Here is a 15025-nt window from a genome sequence, read left to right as displayed (position 1 = left end):
AACCTGGATCAGCTGGCCTCGGTTTTGGGCGCGTATCGCAGCACCACCACGTCGCCGACCTGCTCGGACCCGAGAAGCTTCATCCGCCGGCCACTGCCACCCGGGTAGTCGGCCGGGTGGAGGAAGCGGGGTGCTGCGGCGTCGCCGACGAGCAGCGGAGCGATGGCGAGGTGGATCTCGTCGGCCAGCCCTTGGGAGAGGAACTGGGTGTGGATCTTGCCGCCGCCCTCGACCATGAGGCGCTCGACCCCGCGGGTAGCGAGGTCGTCGAGCAGTGCGCCGAAGTCGACGGTGGGGCCGGTGCTGACGACGTCGGCAAGGCCGTCGAGCGTCTCCCGGAGCTTCGGTGCGGCAGCGTCAGTGGTGTAGACGACCTTCTTGTCGCCGAAGTGCCAGAACTTGAGGTCCCGACCCAGGTCGCCGCTGGCGGAGATGGTGACCTTGAGCGGGTACTCGGGCTTGCCGGCCGCGATCCGGTCGGCCCGGCGCTTGTCGCTGTTGACCAGCAGCCGCGGGTTGTCGCTGCGCAGGGTGTTGCCACCGATGAGGATGGCGTCGGATTCGGCGCGGACCTGGTCGACGCGGTCGAAGTCCTCGGCGTTCGACAGCAGTAGACGTTCGGGGGAGGCGTCGTCGATGTGACCGTCGACGGAGGTTGCGACGCTCAGCAGGACGAAGGGGCGGGAGGCCATCAGCGGGTCCGTTCTCTCAACAAGGACTCTGATCACACTTCATGGAGCAGGACGCTGTCGAGCGCCTGCCGGAACTGGGTGACTTCGGGCACGCGATCACACCTTTGCAGTAGTGCGTCGAGGCGCGCCAGTTCGGTGAGGATCCGGGCGGATCCGGTGGTCGTCGCAATCGACAACGCCGAGTACGCGGTTGTGGCGGCGTGCTCGGGGCCGTCGGCGTGGAACTGGGCGATGGCCGAGCGGGCGAGGTAGACGCCGCGGTCGCGCTGGTAGGTCGCGGGCAGGGCCCGGATCGCCTTCTCGAACCCGGACGTCGCCTCGCGGTGGCGGCCCAGTAGCGACAATGACCGTGCGCGCTGGGCCTCCACGTACGCCTCGTTGAGCCAGCGGCCTCGGCCAAACGGTGCCTCGGGCGGTTTGGCGAGCAGCGCGAGAGCCTGGTCGAAGGCGTGTTGGGCTGTCCGTTCGTCGCCGAGCAACGCGTGTCCGTGGGCTGTGTACACCGCGCCCATGGCACTCAGCCGACTTCCCGCGCCGGCCATGCGCTGGGCGGAGGCGCCGAGGTCGATGGCCTCGATCGAGTCCTGCATGTCGCCGGCGAGTTGGGACTTGCGGGCCATGATGTAGGCGGACAGGTCCTGGTCGTCAGATGCGCTTGCCCAGTCGACGGCGCGGTCCGCCCAGTACTGGGCGGCAAGGTGGTCGCCGCTGTCCTGGTACAGCCAGCTGCAGAACTCGGCGTACTCGGCTTGCACTTGCAGCAGGTCATGCCGGTCCCGGCCGGACGCCTCGCGGCGAAGGTGCTGGATGAGGCGGACCTGCTCCTGCGCCGTGGCGACGACGTCGCGAGGCCCGAGGACGTTGTCGCACTCGACCAGCGACCTGCGCAGGGACCTCATGTTCTCGACCGGGTGGATGTCCGGCGAGAGGACAGACGGGGTTGCCTGGACGCCGGGCGCCGCGAGGCCCGACAGAGCCGTGACGCCCGCAGCACCGGTGGCGCCCCGCAGCAGGGCTCTACGCGGAATGGCCACGAAGATGATCCTCCCGTCTGCGGTCCGGCAGCCTACCCGGGCGCCGCCGTCCATGAGCGCCATCGAAGCGGCGCCGACTGCAGCGCCAGCTGTGTGCCCGTCGCGGCCGGGTGTCTTCCATTCCGGCATCGTGACACGCTGAACGGCTCCACTGGGCAGCGAGGCTCCAAGCACCGACGCCGTGTTGGCGGCCAGTACATCCTGCTCGAGAGGTGCCAGCAGCGCGGCGAGTTCGCTCGTGCTAACCCCCATCAGTCTGGCGAGCTTCGCCATCTGCCACGGGCGTGGGAGAGCGGAACCGCGCTCCCACCGGCCGACCGTCGTCCGGTCGACCCCCATCGCGACCGCCAGGGACTCCTGCGTGAACCCCGCGCTCGCGCGTTGCGCGATGAACCGGTCGCGCCTAGCCCCCATAACCCACCCCCTGCCGCGCCAGGACTCTGTCGGCTGCAGAAGTTGCCAGGCCAGACGCGGGTTTGCCACATGAATGCCTCATCGATGCATCAATTCTGCTCTGTTCAAAGCTCATCCGCAGCGATTCCCTGAGGTCTCGCCGGAGGCATGGCTGCCGGCGGCCCGCACCGGCACCTCGAGAGGAGGTCTGCAATGTCCTACGACCACTGATCTTGATCGTCGGGCTGGGGCGGGATCACAGCGGCCCCGGCCCGACATCAGCAGCCACGAACGCTCTGGAGCCGCGAGGAGAGTTGATGCCGTCCCTGACGATCTACAACCCGCTGGACCCGGCGACGTTGGAGAACCCCTACCCGGTACTCGCCGCACTGCGCGAAGCCACGCCGGTGTTCTGGCATGAGGGCATGCGGTCGTGGACGCTGACCCGCTACACGGATTGCGTCGCTGTGCTGCGCGACCACCAACGCTTCGCCCGCGACCGCCGCCGCACGGGCACCGTGGTGCCGCAGCCGAGCCTGAGCGTGCAGTCGCTGGATCCGCCCGACCAGGCTCCGGTGCGCTCGCTGTTCATGAACGCGCTGCGCGCCCAGGACCTTCGAGCGATCGAGGAGCGTGGCCACCGCCTACTGGCCGCGCGCTTCGAAGAGCTCACCGGTGAGGGCCCCTTCGATCTGATGGTCGGGATCGCGGCGCCACTCGCGCTCGCCGTCATCTCGGATCTCCTCGGAGTCGAGCAGCCTGACCTCCATTCCTTCGCCGAGATCTCCGACCGGATCATGCGAAGCATGGACGCGGGCCTCGATCCGAGTCTCGCCGAGCCGGGCCAAGTCGCCCGGCAGCAATTGACCGCCCTGGTGGACTCCTGGTTCACCGTCAGCAGCCGACCGGGGCTGCTGGCCCACGTTCGCCAGCACGCCGATCCGGCCGGCGGCGCCGACCTCGACCTGTTCGTCCGCAACACCGCCCGGGTCATGTTCCAAGGCGGATACAGCACCATGGTTGCCGCCCTCGGCAACGCCGCGCACACCCTCCTGCGGTACCCGGACGCCCTGGAACGGATGGCCGAGCCCAACCTGCTGCGCAGCGGAGTAGACGAGCTGGTCCGGTTCGATGGACCGGTGCAGGGCACCAGCAGGATCGCCACCGCGGACTGCGAGATAGGCGGTACCGCAGTGCGGGCGGGAGAGACCGTACTGGCGCTGTTCGCCGCCGCGAACCACGACCCGGAGCACTTCCCCAAGCCGGATCAGCTGATGCTGGACCGTGCGCCCAACCGGCACCTCGGATTCGGCTGGGGAACCCATTCCTGCATCGGTACGGTCCCTGCCCAGGCCGCGCTGCGCGTCCTGGTGCGCGCCCTCCTCGACCACCCGGCCCACCTGCGCGCGGCGGAAGCACCGGTGCGGCGCCGCACCGCGACGATGCGCGTCTTCGACCGGTTTCCGGTCGTCTTCGGCGCGTGATCCCTCCAAGCCGCCCCGGCGGCAGCCGCACATCCCTCGTGACCTGGAGTGCCCTGATGAGAGTCCTGATCGGCAACCACATCGATCCCGCCATCCGCGACCGCGGTGATCTGCGAGCCTGGACCCAGCGAGTGCTGTGGTTCGCCCAGGACGGGGACCTGATCGTGCTCTGCGATGCCCCCGACCCGCAGTTCCTCGCCTACGTCACCACGCTGACCGGTGTGGACGCGGCGAGCCTGCACGTGCTCATCACTCCGCCCGGACGCTTCGGTGGCCGTCTGCTCGACCCCGATGTTCTGACTAGCCCTCTGTTCCTCGATGCGGCACGCGAGGCGCTCACCGCTTCCGGAAGCCGGCACGTGGAGGAGGTGTTCGCGCTGTGGCCGTCCGCTTCCGTGGCCCGCTTCGCTGCCGCCCTCGGCCTGGGCGACCGGTTCCCCGGCGCCGCGTTCTTCGCCCAGAGCGGTGGAGAACTGGGCAACAACAAGGCCGTCTTCCGGGCGCTCGCCGCCGGGGCCGGAGTGCCGATCGCCCCTGGCGCGGTGTGTCGCAGCGTGAGCGAGGCAATCGATGCGACCTACACCCTGCTCAGCAGTGCTGGGGCGGTCGTGGTCAAGCAGGCCCACAACGGAGCTGGTGTCGGCAACCAGCTTCTGGTCCGCGACCCGATGCTGGCCGTGGACCACGTTGGCGCCCGCCACCTCCACTGTCTCGGCCCCGGGCCGGACGTGATCGAGGCGTATTGGCAGCAGCGTTGGGACTGGGCCAGTGGTGAGGGCCACTTCTCCGTTGTCGTCGAGGAGTTCACGCCCAACGCGACCTCCCTCTACTCCGAGCACTACGCCGCTGACACCGGCACCCGTCCCACCGAGATGGGCACCCTGCTGTACGTTGGCCGGCGGCTGAGCCACCAGATCGTCCCCCTGCGCGACGTGGACGACAAGGTCCGTGCCCAGCTCCTGGACGGCGGAACCCGTCTGGCCGAGACCTGGCGGGCGCTCGGCTACCGCGGTCACCTCAGCGCCGACGCCATCGCTGCCCCGGACGGCCGCGTGCTGTTCACCGAGGTCAACGCCCAAGTCTCCGGCTCACTGCACATCTACCAGGTCATCGCTCACCGCATCGTCGACACATCTGCCCTGCCCGAGCGATCCGTCGTCGAATACCACGTCCCCCCGACCTGGTCCGTCCCCGACGCCGACAGCTTCTTTACAGCCCTCACCGAGCTCGGCTGCGCCTGGGATGCCAACAGCCGCACCGGCGTCATCGTCTCGATGCCGATCGTCCCGCTCCAACCGGGGCTCGCGCAGTTCGTGTTCTGCCTCGCCTACGCCACCGAAGCCGACCGCCAGGCGGTCTGGCGGCGCCTGGACGCCCGCTTCGCGACGGTGCCCGATAGCGCATACAGCGCCAGCGACCACGTCGGTGTCCCCGCGCACTTCGCGTCCTGACTACCGCCGCCACCCCGAAGGGTTCCACCATGAACGCGCCTGAGCGCCCCGGACCCGTCCGGCTCGCCGAAGCCACCCGCCTCACCCCGGCGTTCGACGCCGACCGGCTCGCCTGCGAACTCGCTGCCGTCACCAGCCACCGCTGGCAACGCCAGCGCATTCACGCCCCCGGCGGCCACATCGGCGAGGCGACCGCGATCGACTGGCGCGTCCTGCCGCTGCGCAGCCCCGGTGGCGACGGGGAGCGCACCGACCCCGGCGGGCCCGGCCCGGTCGACTTCGCCCCCACCCCATGGCTCGAACGCCTGCCCTACCTGCGCGACATCCTCGCCGGCATCCCCGCGCCGCTGAATGCCGTGCGGCTGATGGCACTCGGCCCCGGCGCCGCCTCGCAGCCCCACTGCGACCCCAAGTACCGCCTCGACCGCGGGCTCGTACGCCTGCACATCCCGATCGTCACCCACCCCGGCGCGATCCTCGTCCTGGACGACGCCGAGCACTGCTGGCAGCCCGGCGAGTTCTGGTACGGCGACTTCTCCCGCGAACACCTGGTGCGCAACACCGGCCACACGGTGCGGGTCCACGCCGTCATCGACGCCCTGCTCACCGAGGATCTTGTCGACCTGTTCCCCACCGCCTGGCGGGCCGCCCTCACTGAAGCCGACGTCCTGTTCAACCGGCCCACCCCGCGAGCCACTGTCTTCCCCTCCCCGCTCCCGTACCCGGCGCTCCTGCCCAGCGGATTCACCGACTTCGACCACGATGACCCCCTGGAGGGCGAACTCCAGCCCGCCCAGATCACCCAGCAGCCTGACGGCCAGCTGACGTTGACCACCGCCGGACGCCTCCTCGCCCTTGCGCCAACTGGAGACGGCGAGTACCGCTTCGCCGGCTGGAGCGAGCAGCGCACCCTCACGCCCGCCGCCGACGGGGTCCTGCTGCACGTGCGTCGCGGCCGTACCACCCTTCACCGCCACCTGCCGGCTGCGAACACCACCCACTGACCAGCCCGGAGGACCACCAGCCATGAAGCTGCACAGCTACGACGACTTCACCCCGCTGCGCGAGATCATCGTCGGCTCCGCCGCCAACTACCTCTCCCACGAGCGTGACGTCACCTTCGAACTGTTTCACCACGAGAACCTGACGGGCTTCCGCTCGGACTGGGCCTACCCTCGCCTGGCCACCACCCGCGGGGCCGCGCCGCAGAGCTGGCACATCAAGCGCCGCTACACCGAGGAACTCGACGAGGACGTCGAGAACCTCGCCGCCGCCCTCGCCGAGCTCGGCGTCATCGTCCACCGACCCTTGCCGCTACCGCCGAACCCCGCCCCCATCGCCGGCCTCGGCTGGCAGGCCGCGCCTACCCCGGCACTGAACATCCGCGACAACACGCTCATCCTCGGCGAGGAGATCATCGAGACGCCGCCGGCGATCCGCTCCCGCTACCTGGAGACCCGCCTGCTCGCCCCCGTCTTCCGCGCCTACTACGCGGCTGGCGCCCGCTGGACGACGATGCCTCGCCCCCTGCTCACCGACAACTCCTTCGACCTCTCCTACGCGCGCGACACCGCCACCACCCTCGGTGGTCCCACCGAACCGATCGCTGATCCCCAGCCGTCTCCGTACGACATCGGCTTCGAGATGATGCTCGACGGCGCCCAGGTCCTGCGCCTGGGCCGCGACCTGGTGGTCAACATCGCCCACGAAAACCACGTGATGGCGGTCGAGTGGCTGGAAAGGCATCTGGACGGCCACTACCGAATCCACCGTGTCCACCGGATGGCCGACAACCACATCGACAGCATGCTCCTGGCGCTCAAGCCCGGGGTGTTCCTCGCCCGCCACGACGGCATTCGCGACCTGCTGCCCGAGCCGCTGCAACGGTGGCAGTTCATCGTCCCGCCGCAGCCCGACCCCGGCGCGTTCCCCGCCTACGACGACGCCGACCTGGTCCTGACCAGCCCCTACATCGACCTCAACGTGCTGTCGATCGACGAAAACACAGTGCTGGTCAACGAGGAGTGCTCGGGCTTGATCAAGACGCTGGACGCAGCTGGCTTCACGACCGTGCCGGTCCGCCACCGGCACCGGCGGCTGTTCGGAGGAGGATTCCACTGCTTCACCCTCGACACCCACCGCTCTGGCGGATGCGAGGACTACCTGTCGTGACGAAGCCCCGCGTCCTACTCCTGGAGGCGGCCGGCCCCGAGTCTGGTGCCCTCGTCGCGACTGCGGTCGCAGCCGGCTACCAGGTACACGCCGCCACCGATCTCGAGACACATGCCACCTTTGCCACCGACCTCAAAGCGCTGTTGTCCGGCTGCCTGCTGACAGACTTCTCACGCACGGAGCAGGCGCTGCGGGATGTCATCGACTACGCCCACCGCCGCGGCATCGGCGCGGTACTCACCACCAATGAGTACCTCACCGAGCTGCTCGCGCACGTGTGCGCGGCCCTCGGCCTGCCCGGCAACGATCCGGCCCGGGCCGCTGCGGCACGGAGCAAGGCCGCTATGAGCGAGGCGTTCGCCCGCCACGGCGTCACCGCGCCCCGCAGCCGGGTTGTCGGCACCGAGGACGAACTGCTCGCCCTATGCTCCGCCCGACAGATCACCTTCCCGTGTGTCATGAAACCCGCAGCAGGGGCAAGCTCCGCCGGCGTCACGGTAGTGACCAGTCCGGCCGAGGCGACCGCTGCCTTCCAAGCCGCAAAGGTGCCGCGCGGGATGTACGGGATGGATCTCGATCCGCGGGTCCTTGTCCAGGAATTCATCGAGGGCACCGAGTACAGCGTCGAATCCATCACCCAGAACGGGACAAGCACACACCTGTGCGTGACCCGTAAGACGGTCACCGGCGGTGCCCATCGAGTCGAGCTCGGCCATGCCCTTCCCGCCGTTCTGTCTCCGGAGACCGAGCAGACCGTACTCAAGGAGGTAGACCTGGCCATCGCCGCAGTCGGGATACGCAACGGGGCGTCACACACGGAGGTGATGCTGACGCCGAACGGCCAGTGCACCGTGATCGAGATCGGAGCCCGTATCGGCGCCGGGCAGATCGGCTTCCTCATCCAGCACGCGCTCGGTATCGATCCGTGGGCGGCCTGTCTCGACACGGCCTTGGGCCGCCCAGCTCACCTAGCCCCAACCCGCAGCGGTTACGCCACCGTGCGCTTCCTGACCAGCCCGCACCCTGGACGCGTGGCGACCGTGACCGGACTACCCGACCCCAGTCCCCGAGTTCCGATCGTCCGCGTACGCAAGGTCGTCGGGCAGACCGTCAACGGAGCCACGGACAACACCGCCCGCCTCGGAAGCTTCGTCGTGGTAGGCCCCAACCAGCAGTCTGTCGACCTATATGCAGAGCAGCTGCTCGACCAGATCCGCATTGACGTCGAGCCCGGCGACTGGCCGGGCAGCCACTCCACGACCACGGAGACCTAGGATGTCCCGTCCAGCTCCCACGCTGATCACAGCTGAGTGCTTCCCGACACCGGACGTGGTTCTGCGTAGCAACGAGCCGACCGCCCAGAGGGTCGTGCGCGAGTTCGCTCACTGTCAGGCTGAGGCAGCACTCTCACTCCACCAGACGTTGACCGAAGTTCTGCCTACGGCCCGCGACATTGACGCGCGGGCCACGGCATTCACTACGGCGTTCGAAGTAGCGGAGGACTGGCGGTACCGGACCGCGGTGGCGAACCCGCACCCGACCGGCCGCTACGGCGCAGCCTCGGCGGAGCAGTTCCGCACACCGATCACCGACGACAACCCGAACCTCTTCCGGATCGGGGAGCACGAGCGGCTCCGCGACGGCGCCACCTGGGACCCGGCCACGCGGACCTACCTCGGCGGCGCCGAGACTCCCGCCAGCCAGACTATGCGACGGATCGCCGCGCTGATCGCCGCGAGGTTCACCCAATCGGCCGACATGGACGTCGTGTGCAACCACGTCACGCTGCCCGACGGTCAGGCAGCACACGGGATGCGACTACTGCGAGGCAGTGCCGCCCACAATTCTGCGGCCGTGATGGTCGCTCGAGTCGCCGCACGTGGCGGGGACACCTCCCGGATTGCCACCGACGGCCAGCTGCTGGTCTACAGCGCCAGCTCTCCGGAAACGGACCGAAGTGCGATCTTCCGCAGCGCCATGACTCTGCTTGCCCAGGACCACACCACCCCGGCCGCCGCGCTGACCGCTTGGCTGCAGGCGGCGTACCTGCTCTATCAGGCGCCGCGCACGAAGCGAGGCAGCGACGCCACGACCCGCACCTTCCTCATCGCTGCCGGCACGCATCTGCTGAGCCGGCCACCAGTACTGCTGCACGACGTCGACCTGCGTGCCTACGTCCAGCCACAGGACCAGTTCATGACCGAGCTGCGAGCGGCGCAGATCAGCGTCAGACGCATGCCGAGCCACGAGACCTCTCGGCAGCGCGACGCCGCGACTCACGCTTGAATCTGGTCGAGCACGTCCCGCATCAGCTCGTATGTCTGCGGCACCATGTCAACGTTTCCCAGCCGATGCCGCTCAAGGCGGATGGCACCGATGTGGCGGGCCTCGTAGATTCGCGAGCGCAGCACCGCGGAAGGAGAACGATCCTGAGGGCCGTAGCTTTCCCAGAACGCCTCCCGCTCGTCGGCTTTCGCCAGCGCCATGCGGATCGTCCAGTCAGCGGCGGGGTCACCCCACCAGGTGCGGTCCAGGTCGAGGACTCCGGAGATCACTGGGTTGGGTGCGCTCTCGGCGAGCATTACATTGACGGTCCACAGGTCACCCGAGAGAAAGCGTGGCTCGGTGATCTCGTCGAGAACTGCACGGTGCTGGCTCGCTACTTCGGCTACCTTGCGCAGATCAGCGGAGTCCAGGCCGACAGCGTCGAGATCGGCAGCGATGTCCTCCAAGGAGGCCGCCACGGCTGTGCTCCATGCGGAGTATGCCGGGCCGGCGATGGGGCCGAAGTGCGGACCGCGCACCCCGTGGATCTTCCGCGCGATCGAGCCCATCTGCCGGAAGAAGCTCGGCCAGCTCGTGCGGGAGTACCTACCGAGACCTTCGGGGGCGGGTACGCCGTCAAGATGGGTCTGGACCATGTAGTCCCGGCCGATCACCTCGTGCGACCAATCCGCGGCAATGACACGCGGCATGAGAGGCGCAATTGCCGTCAACCATGGCACGCTGGCGTACTCGTTGCGCATCAACTGCAGCTCGGAGCGGAACTGCCGACCCGGCTCCGGAGCGATCCGGAGGATCACCGGACGTTCATGTCCGGCCACGGCCACGCGGTAGGTGTTGTTGTACATCCCCGAGCCCAACTCTCTGGCGGACAGTACGTCGGCGCCGAAGACCCGCTGGCAGACCGCCTGGATCTCGCTGGCAGTCACCGGTTGCTGAAACGCGTCAGCAGCGCGCTCGATCGGTAGAAATTCCATGCGGTTTCCTTGAACTTCTGACAGGCGCAGTGAAGCGCAGGAGGGAATATGATCGACGGCCAACTACGTTACCTGTGCGGCGAGTCGACGATACCGGTGCTCGCGACGAATGCTCGCGGTTCTCCACAGTTATCCCGCGTCGAGCCAGAAGCGAGCCTGTAGCGCGGCTGCCCGGCCTGATGACACCCGAACTGGTGAACCTAATCCAGCCGGGACGACCCTGCACGCCGCCGCGTTCCAGGTCATCGGAGCATGCTCGGCGCTGGACGTCGTCCTCACGGTGACCAGCACCCGTCGGCACTGGGACGATGCCAGGGTGGCCCTCGCCGAACCGAAGCGACTCAGGAGTGCTTGATGCCCTTTCAGCCGAATGACGACACCCGGCACAGCCTGACGACAGCACACCAGAAGGCCGCCGCGTTCCTCGGCCTCGTGTGCACCGGACCGCCGGTCTTTGGTACCTCCGGAACCACCGTCGGTCGCCGGGCCGAGAACACCTGGCTCCGCGTCTCCAGAAGCAGCTGCCACCGGGCGCGGCCGACCGGCCAGGGGGCCCTCGGCGCGGAGCAGCGCGTCCACGCGTCCGTCCCGCGACCCCGGCTCCACGACACCGTGGACTGGACCGAGGCCGACTGGCTCTACCAGGCCGACGTCTTCGACCTCGTAGGTTCCGCGGTCTCCTCAACCCCGGATCTTCGCGATGACCCCGGCCTGGACGATGGCTGGTGGACCGGGCTGCGGAACGCGCTGGCCGGCATCGCGCAAGCACCGGGCACGAAGATCACTCTGCGCCAGGCATGGGTCGAAGAGGTCTTCCCGAAGTACCTCGGCATCCCGGCCCCGGCCGAAATCGAGCGGATCACCGGGCACGGTGATCTTCAGTGGGCCAACCTGACCGCCGCGCCGCTCAAGATCCTCGACTGGGAACGCTGGGGCCTGGTGCCGGTCGGCTACGACCCTGCGGTCCTGTGGGTCAGCAGCCTCCTCGTGCCCGCGGTCGCGGACCGCATCCGCACGGAGTTCGCCGACATCCTCGACACTCCGGCTGGACGCGTGGGTCAGCTCATCGCTCTCGCGGAGATGCTCCAGGCTGTCGATCGGGGGTACTACCCAGAACTCGCCCCTCTCCTCGCCGAGCGGGCACGTGAGCTGACCGGTGTCACCCCGCCGCAGGGCACCGACGCCAGCCTCGTCCGGTAGATCATGGACCTCCGGCAGGAGCCCGTCGATCACGTCCTGGACCAGGCGGAGCAGCGCCTCGGCACGAGGCTGGACCGGCGCAGCGTGGTGCGCAAGCGCCGGACGGTCGGAACCGGCACCGACCGCGGCACCTGGACCCGGGTCGAACGCCGCCCCTGGGCGCGGGCGCGGGAACAGGGCTGGGGCGGATTCGAAGCCGCAGTGGTGTTGCCCGGCGTGGCGATGCCACGCTGGTACAGGTCGGCGACATGGCAGGACCCGGACGACCATGCGATCTGGCACGCGGACGAGATCTCGCTGCTGCCCGAACTCCCGGTCGGACCCGCGGTGGTGACCGTCGACCCGGAGCTGCCGGACGATTGGTGGCGCTCGCTGAACGCCTCGCTGGCAGAGCTGGCCCTTCAACGAACGGCCCGGGTGGCGGCCCCGGACACCGAACGGATCACGCAGCAGCTGGTCGACGACACCATCAAGGCCGCCTTTCCCGGAGCGCACGACACTCGGGTGGAGCGGTGGTGTCCTGCTCACGCCGACCTGAACTGGGCGAATGTCACCGGCGCTGGTGGGTTCTGCATGTTCGACTGGGAGGACTGGGGAATGGCGCCAAGCGGACTCGACTCGGCGTCGCTGTACGCCGCCTCCCTCGCCGTACCGGCGCTCGCGGACCGGGTACGCAGGGAGCGCCGGGCAGACCTTGAGAGCCGCGACGGGATGGTGATGCAGCTGTTCGTGCTGGCGAAGATCGTCGGACCACACGCCGGTCCGAACGACCCGCGATTGGGGCCGGCGCACCGGGAGGGCGTGCGGCTGATCCACGCTCTTCAAGGGGGCTGAACGCCACCCTGACTGCAAGGCGCCAACGTCAGCGAGTAGGGAAGGAGAACGCATGGACCCCACCGCGCGCCGTCCGGTCGGCCACGACGCCGAGGACATCGCGAGCGCGAAGGAGCGAGGCTGGAGCGATCTGGCACCCATTGACGACGCGTACCAGGCGGGCGAGATCACGGCCACCGAGTGGCACGCCGCCGTCCTGGGCGTCATCGAACCGGCCTACCTCAACGGCGACAACCCGCGGGCCCAGTCCGGCCACAGCGGTGACGAGACCCGCTGGCGAGAAGCCCGCAGCCTGCTCGTCGACCTGCTCCCGCCCCACGGTGGGACGTTCCTCGACATCGGATGCGCCAACGGCCACCTGATGGAGAGCCTGATCGACTGGGCGGCCGAAGCCGGGATCACCATCGAGCCCTACGGGGTGGAGATCTCCACCGCCCTCGCCGACCTCGCCCGAACCCGCTACCCGCAGTGGGCGCGTCGAATCTGGACCGCCAACGCGATGGGCTGGAAGCCTCCGCATCGCTTCGACGCCGTCCGCACCGGCGTGGACTACGTGCCGGCGGACCTGCGTGGAGCGTACGTAGCCCATCTGCTGGACCATGTCGTCGCCCCGGGCGGCCGATTGATCATCGGTGTCTACAACGAGGAACGGGACCGGTCCACGACGGCAGACCTGCTGCGGTCCTGCGGCTACACCCCGGCCGGGACCACCACAAGAGACCACCGCCACCCCAAGATCCAGTACAAGGGTCTGTGGCTGGCCAACGCTTGAGCTTGAGTAAGCGCATCGCTGCCGGCGCTGGGGTACGCGCTTCCCAGCGCCCTGATCAGCAGCGGGCTCTTCTCAGGTGGTCCGACACAAAGCGCTCACGGTCGGTACGTTGAGGCCCGGCCCGGCCATCATCCGCAGCAAGCGAAGGACCGATTCCCGCGATGACCAGCACAACCTCCCCCGCCCAGAGCACCGCCGAACGGCTGCGCGCCGAGTACGGCCCGGCGCTCACCCTCGGCGACGACTGCGACCTGGCCAACGACCTTCAGGTCGGGATCGACCAGGGAGCCCACCTGACGATCGGCGATCGGGTCTCCAACCGCCGCGGATCCACCCCCCAGGTCCACCGCGGAGCCACCGTCGCCATCGGCACGGACGTCGCCGTAGGAGAACACGCCTTCATCTCCGTCGTGGCCGGCATCCGCATCGGCGACGGCGCGGCCGTGTCGAACATGCGCGACCTGCACGACCACAACCACCGCCCCCGCACCACGGCACACGTACCGAGCGGGCAGCTCGTTCCGTGGGCGTCCGGGTTCGAGGCCGCGCCGATCGTCCTCGAATCCGGCGCGATCCTCTCCAACAAAGTCGCCGTCACCGCAGGCGTTCGCATCGGGGCCAACGCGCTGGTCGGCGCAAACGCGGTCGTCTCCCACAGCATCGCTCCCGACACCATCGCCACCGGCGTCCCGGCTGGCGTTCGTCGCCGCTTCGACGGGGCGCCCGCGCCGCGCGAGGACCGACGCACCCTGACCGTGGGCTTCTTCGGCACCTCGATCATGGAACACCTGGAGGCGGTCAACGCGCAGATGACCACCCAGGCCAACCTGCCCGAGATCGGCTCGAAGGTCACTGTCGAGGGCTGGCACCAGCGCGGCTGGGTTCACCGCCTCGCCCTGTCCCTGCGCGCCGCCTGGCCCCACGTCACGTTCAACATCCGCAACCATGGCGAGGGCGGCGCCACCAGCCGGGATATCGCCGGCATCGTCGAAGGCGACCGGGCCACCACCGGCACCGACTACGACCTGGTGTTCCTCGGCTGCGGCATCAACGACGTGTGGCGCCGCTTCCAGAACCGGATGGCCGAGGCGGTCGACCTCGACGAGTACACCCGGCACTTCAACACGATGCTGGACCAGCTCAGCGGCTACACTCGGCGGATCATCGTCATCTCTGAGACCCCCTTCGGGCCCATCGAGTTGCCGGCGACTGTGGCCGACATGAACACCGAACTCAGCCGCTACAACGAGGCCGCCGCCAAGGCTGCCGCCGACCACGACGCCCTCTTCCTGGACGTCTGGGCCCCGTTCACCGCAGCCGCCCACCACCTCGCCCCTGCAGGCGGCGAGGACGACCCGGGCAGCCTGTGGAGCGATGGGGTGCACCTGACCGAGCTGGGCGACACCGTGCTGCTCCAGCAGGCCGAACAGCTCCTCGCCGAGCACCGCATCGTAGAGAAGCTCCTCGACTACTCAGGGTGATCGGCCGAATCTGGACAGCGATTCTGCGTTGCTCGCGGCGCTCCGGGCGCTCTATCCTCTGAGCAACGCGCTGACGGAGACGAGTAGCCGCAGGGCACGCGAGCCGAGAGAGCTGCCGGCAGCTGGGAAGGCAGTCTCGCGTCCTGGGGTGAATCCCCTCCCGAGTGCGGGGAGGAACGGCCGCTTGCGGCCCAATGCCCCGCCGGTTCGCTCCCGTTATCGAGCTGTCGAGGCCGTCACCTCGGGGTGACG

The 15025-nt window shown here is 68.9% G+C and carries 13 protein-coding genes; 10 read left to right on the top strand and 3 right to left on the bottom strand.

All coding sequences use genetic code 11. The features are described from left to right. Positions 1 to 8: 8 nt before the first annotated feature. Together ACH4J0_RS19470 and ACH4J0_RS19465 are read right to left on the bottom strand one after the other, a co-directional pair. A complete protein-coding gene (locus ACH4J0_RS19470; RefSeq protein WP_396241631.1) occupies positions 9 to 692 on the bottom strand; it encodes a RibD family protein in 684 nt (227 codons plus the stop codon). 32 nt (positions 693 to 724) lie between these two features. After that, complete coding sequence (locus tag ACH4J0_RS19465) at positions 725 to 2140, bottom strand: helix-turn-helix domain-containing protein (RefSeq protein ID WP_396241833.1); 1416 nt, start codon at positions 2138 to 2140, stop codon at positions 725 to 727. A gap of 296 nt (positions 2141 to 2436) precedes the next feature. Between ACH4J0_RS19465 and ACH4J0_RS19460 the strand changes: the two genes are divergently transcribed. The 6 genes from ACH4J0_RS19460 to ACH4J0_RS19435 are packed head-to-tail and all read left to right on the top strand — an operon-like array spanning position 2437 to position 9512. Continuing rightward, positions 2437 to 3603: a cytochrome P450 gene (locus ACH4J0_RS19460; protein ID WP_396241629.1), complete on the top strand. Its 1167-nt coding sequence runs from the start codon at positions 2437 to 2439 to the stop codon at positions 3601 to 3603. Between the two features lie 56 nt (positions 3604 to 3659). Next, positions 3660 to 5054 (top strand): hypothetical protein, encoded by a 1395-nt coding sequence (locus tag ACH4J0_RS19455; RefSeq protein ID WP_396241627.1) that lies wholly within the window; start codon positions 3660 to 3662, stop codon positions 5052 to 5054. A 29-nt stretch (positions 5055 to 5083) separates the two neighbouring features. After that, a complete protein-coding gene (locus ACH4J0_RS19450; RefSeq protein WP_396241625.1) occupies positions 5084 to 6058 on the top strand; it encodes an aspartyl/asparaginyl beta-hydroxylase domain-containing protein in 975 nt (324 codons plus the stop codon). Positions 6059 to 6080: 22 nt separating this feature from the next. Beyond that, positions 6081 to 7226: a glycine amidinotransferase gene (locus ACH4J0_RS19445; protein WP_396241623.1), complete on the top strand. Its 1146-nt coding sequence runs from the start codon at positions 6081 to 6083 to the stop codon at positions 7224 to 7226. Next, positions 7223 to 8500 carry an ATP-grasp domain-containing protein gene (locus ACH4J0_RS19440; protein WP_396241621.1) on the top strand — a complete coding sequence of 426 codons (1278 nt, stop codon included), beginning with the start codon at positions 7223 to 7225 and terminating at the stop codon, positions 8498 to 8500. Before ACH4J0_RS19445 ends, ACH4J0_RS19440 begins: the two co-directional genes overlap by 4 nt. A gap of 1 nt (position 8501) precedes the next feature. Beyond that, a complete protein-coding gene (locus tag ACH4J0_RS19435) occupies positions 8502 to 9512 on the top strand; it encodes a hypothetical protein (RefSeq protein WP_396241619.1) in 1011 nt (336 codons plus the stop codon). On the opposite strand, the gene ACH4J0_RS19430 is transcribed toward ACH4J0_RS19435, so the two are convergent. Next, on the bottom strand, positions 9503 to 10486 hold the full coding sequence (locus ACH4J0_RS19430; protein ID WP_396241617.1) for a phosphotransferase family protein: 984 nt from the start codon (positions 10484 to 10486) through the stop codon (positions 9503 to 9505). The genes ACH4J0_RS19435 and ACH4J0_RS19430 overlap by 10 nt on opposite strands. A 354-nt stretch (positions 10487 to 10840) precedes the next feature. Here ACH4J0_RS19430 and ACH4J0_RS19425 point away from each other — a divergent pair, with 354 nt between their 5' ends. From ACH4J0_RS19425 to ACH4J0_RS19410, 4 genes are all read left to right on the top strand, one after another. Further along, complete coding sequence (locus ACH4J0_RS19425; RefSeq protein WP_396241615.1) at positions 10841 to 11686, top strand: hypothetical protein; 846 nt, start codon at positions 10841 to 10843, stop codon at positions 11684 to 11686. A gap of 3 nt (positions 11687 to 11689) precedes the next feature. After that, complete coding sequence (locus tag ACH4J0_RS19420) at positions 11690 to 12520, top strand: hypothetical protein (protein ID WP_396241613.1); 831 nt, start codon at positions 11690 to 11692, stop codon at positions 12518 to 12520. Between the two features lie 52 nt (positions 12521 to 12572). Continuing rightward, entirely contained in the window at positions 12573 to 13292 is a 720-nt protein-coding gene (locus ACH4J0_RS19415; RefSeq protein WP_396241611.1) for a class I SAM-dependent methyltransferase, read from the top strand. Positions 13293 to 13453: 161 nt separating this feature from the next. After that, positions 13454 to 14773, top strand: coding sequence for a GDSL-type esterase/lipase family protein (locus ACH4J0_RS19410; protein ID WP_396241609.1), 1320 nt, complete (start codon positions 13454 to 13456; stop codon positions 14771 to 14773). Positions 14774 to 15025 lie beyond the last annotated feature (252 nt).

Source organism: Kitasatospora sp. NPDC017646, from assembly GCF_044329365.1.
Classification (GTDB): domain Bacteria; phylum Actinomycetota; class Actinomycetes; order Streptomycetales; family Streptomycetaceae; genus Kitasatospora.
This window is presented reverse-complemented; position numbering and strand designations above follow the sequence as displayed.

Coding starts and splice junctions, on each gene's coding strand:
- ACH4J0_RS19470 (WP_396241631.1), bottom strand. CDS start 692: ATGGCCTCCCGCCCCTTCGTCCTGCTGAGCGTCGCAACCTCCGTCGAC.
- ACH4J0_RS19465 (WP_396241833.1), bottom strand. CDS start 2,140: ATGGGGGCTAGGCGCGACCGGTTCATCGCGCAACGCGCGAGCGCGGGG.
- ACH4J0_RS19460 (WP_396241629.1), top strand. CDS start 2,437: ATGCCGTCCCTGACGATCTACAACCCGCTGGACCCGGCGACGTTGGAG.
- ACH4J0_RS19455 (WP_396241627.1), top strand. CDS start 3,660: ATGAGAGTCCTGATCGGCAACCACATCGATCCCGCCATCCGCGACCGC.
- ACH4J0_RS19450 (WP_396241625.1), top strand. CDS start 5,084: ATGAACGCGCCTGAGCGCCCCGGACCCGTCCGGCTCGCCGAAGCCACC.
- ACH4J0_RS19445 (WP_396241623.1), top strand. CDS start 6,081: ATGAAGCTGCACAGCTACGACGACTTCACCCCGCTGCGCGAGATCATC.
- ACH4J0_RS19435 (WP_396241619.1), top strand. CDS start 8,502: ATGTCCCGTCCAGCTCCCACGCTGATCACAGCTGAGTGCTTCCCGACA.
- ACH4J0_RS19430 (WP_396241617.1), bottom strand. CDS start 10,486: ATGGAATTTCTACCGATCGAGCGCGCTGCTGACGCGTTTCAGCAACCG.
- ACH4J0_RS19425 (WP_396241615.1), top strand. CDS start 10,841: ATGCCCTTTCAGCCGAATGACGACACCCGGCACAGCCTGACGACAGCA.
- ACH4J0_RS19420 (WP_396241613.1), top strand. CDS start 11,690: ATGGACCTCCGGCAGGAGCCCGTCGATCACGTCCTGGACCAGGCGGAG.
- ACH4J0_RS19415 (WP_396241611.1), top strand. CDS start 12,573: ATGGACCCCACCGCGCGCCGTCCGGTCGGCCACGACGCCGAGGACATC.
- ACH4J0_RS19410 (WP_396241609.1), top strand. CDS start 13,454: ATGACCAGCACAACCTCCCCCGCCCAGAGCACCGCCGAACGGCTGCGC.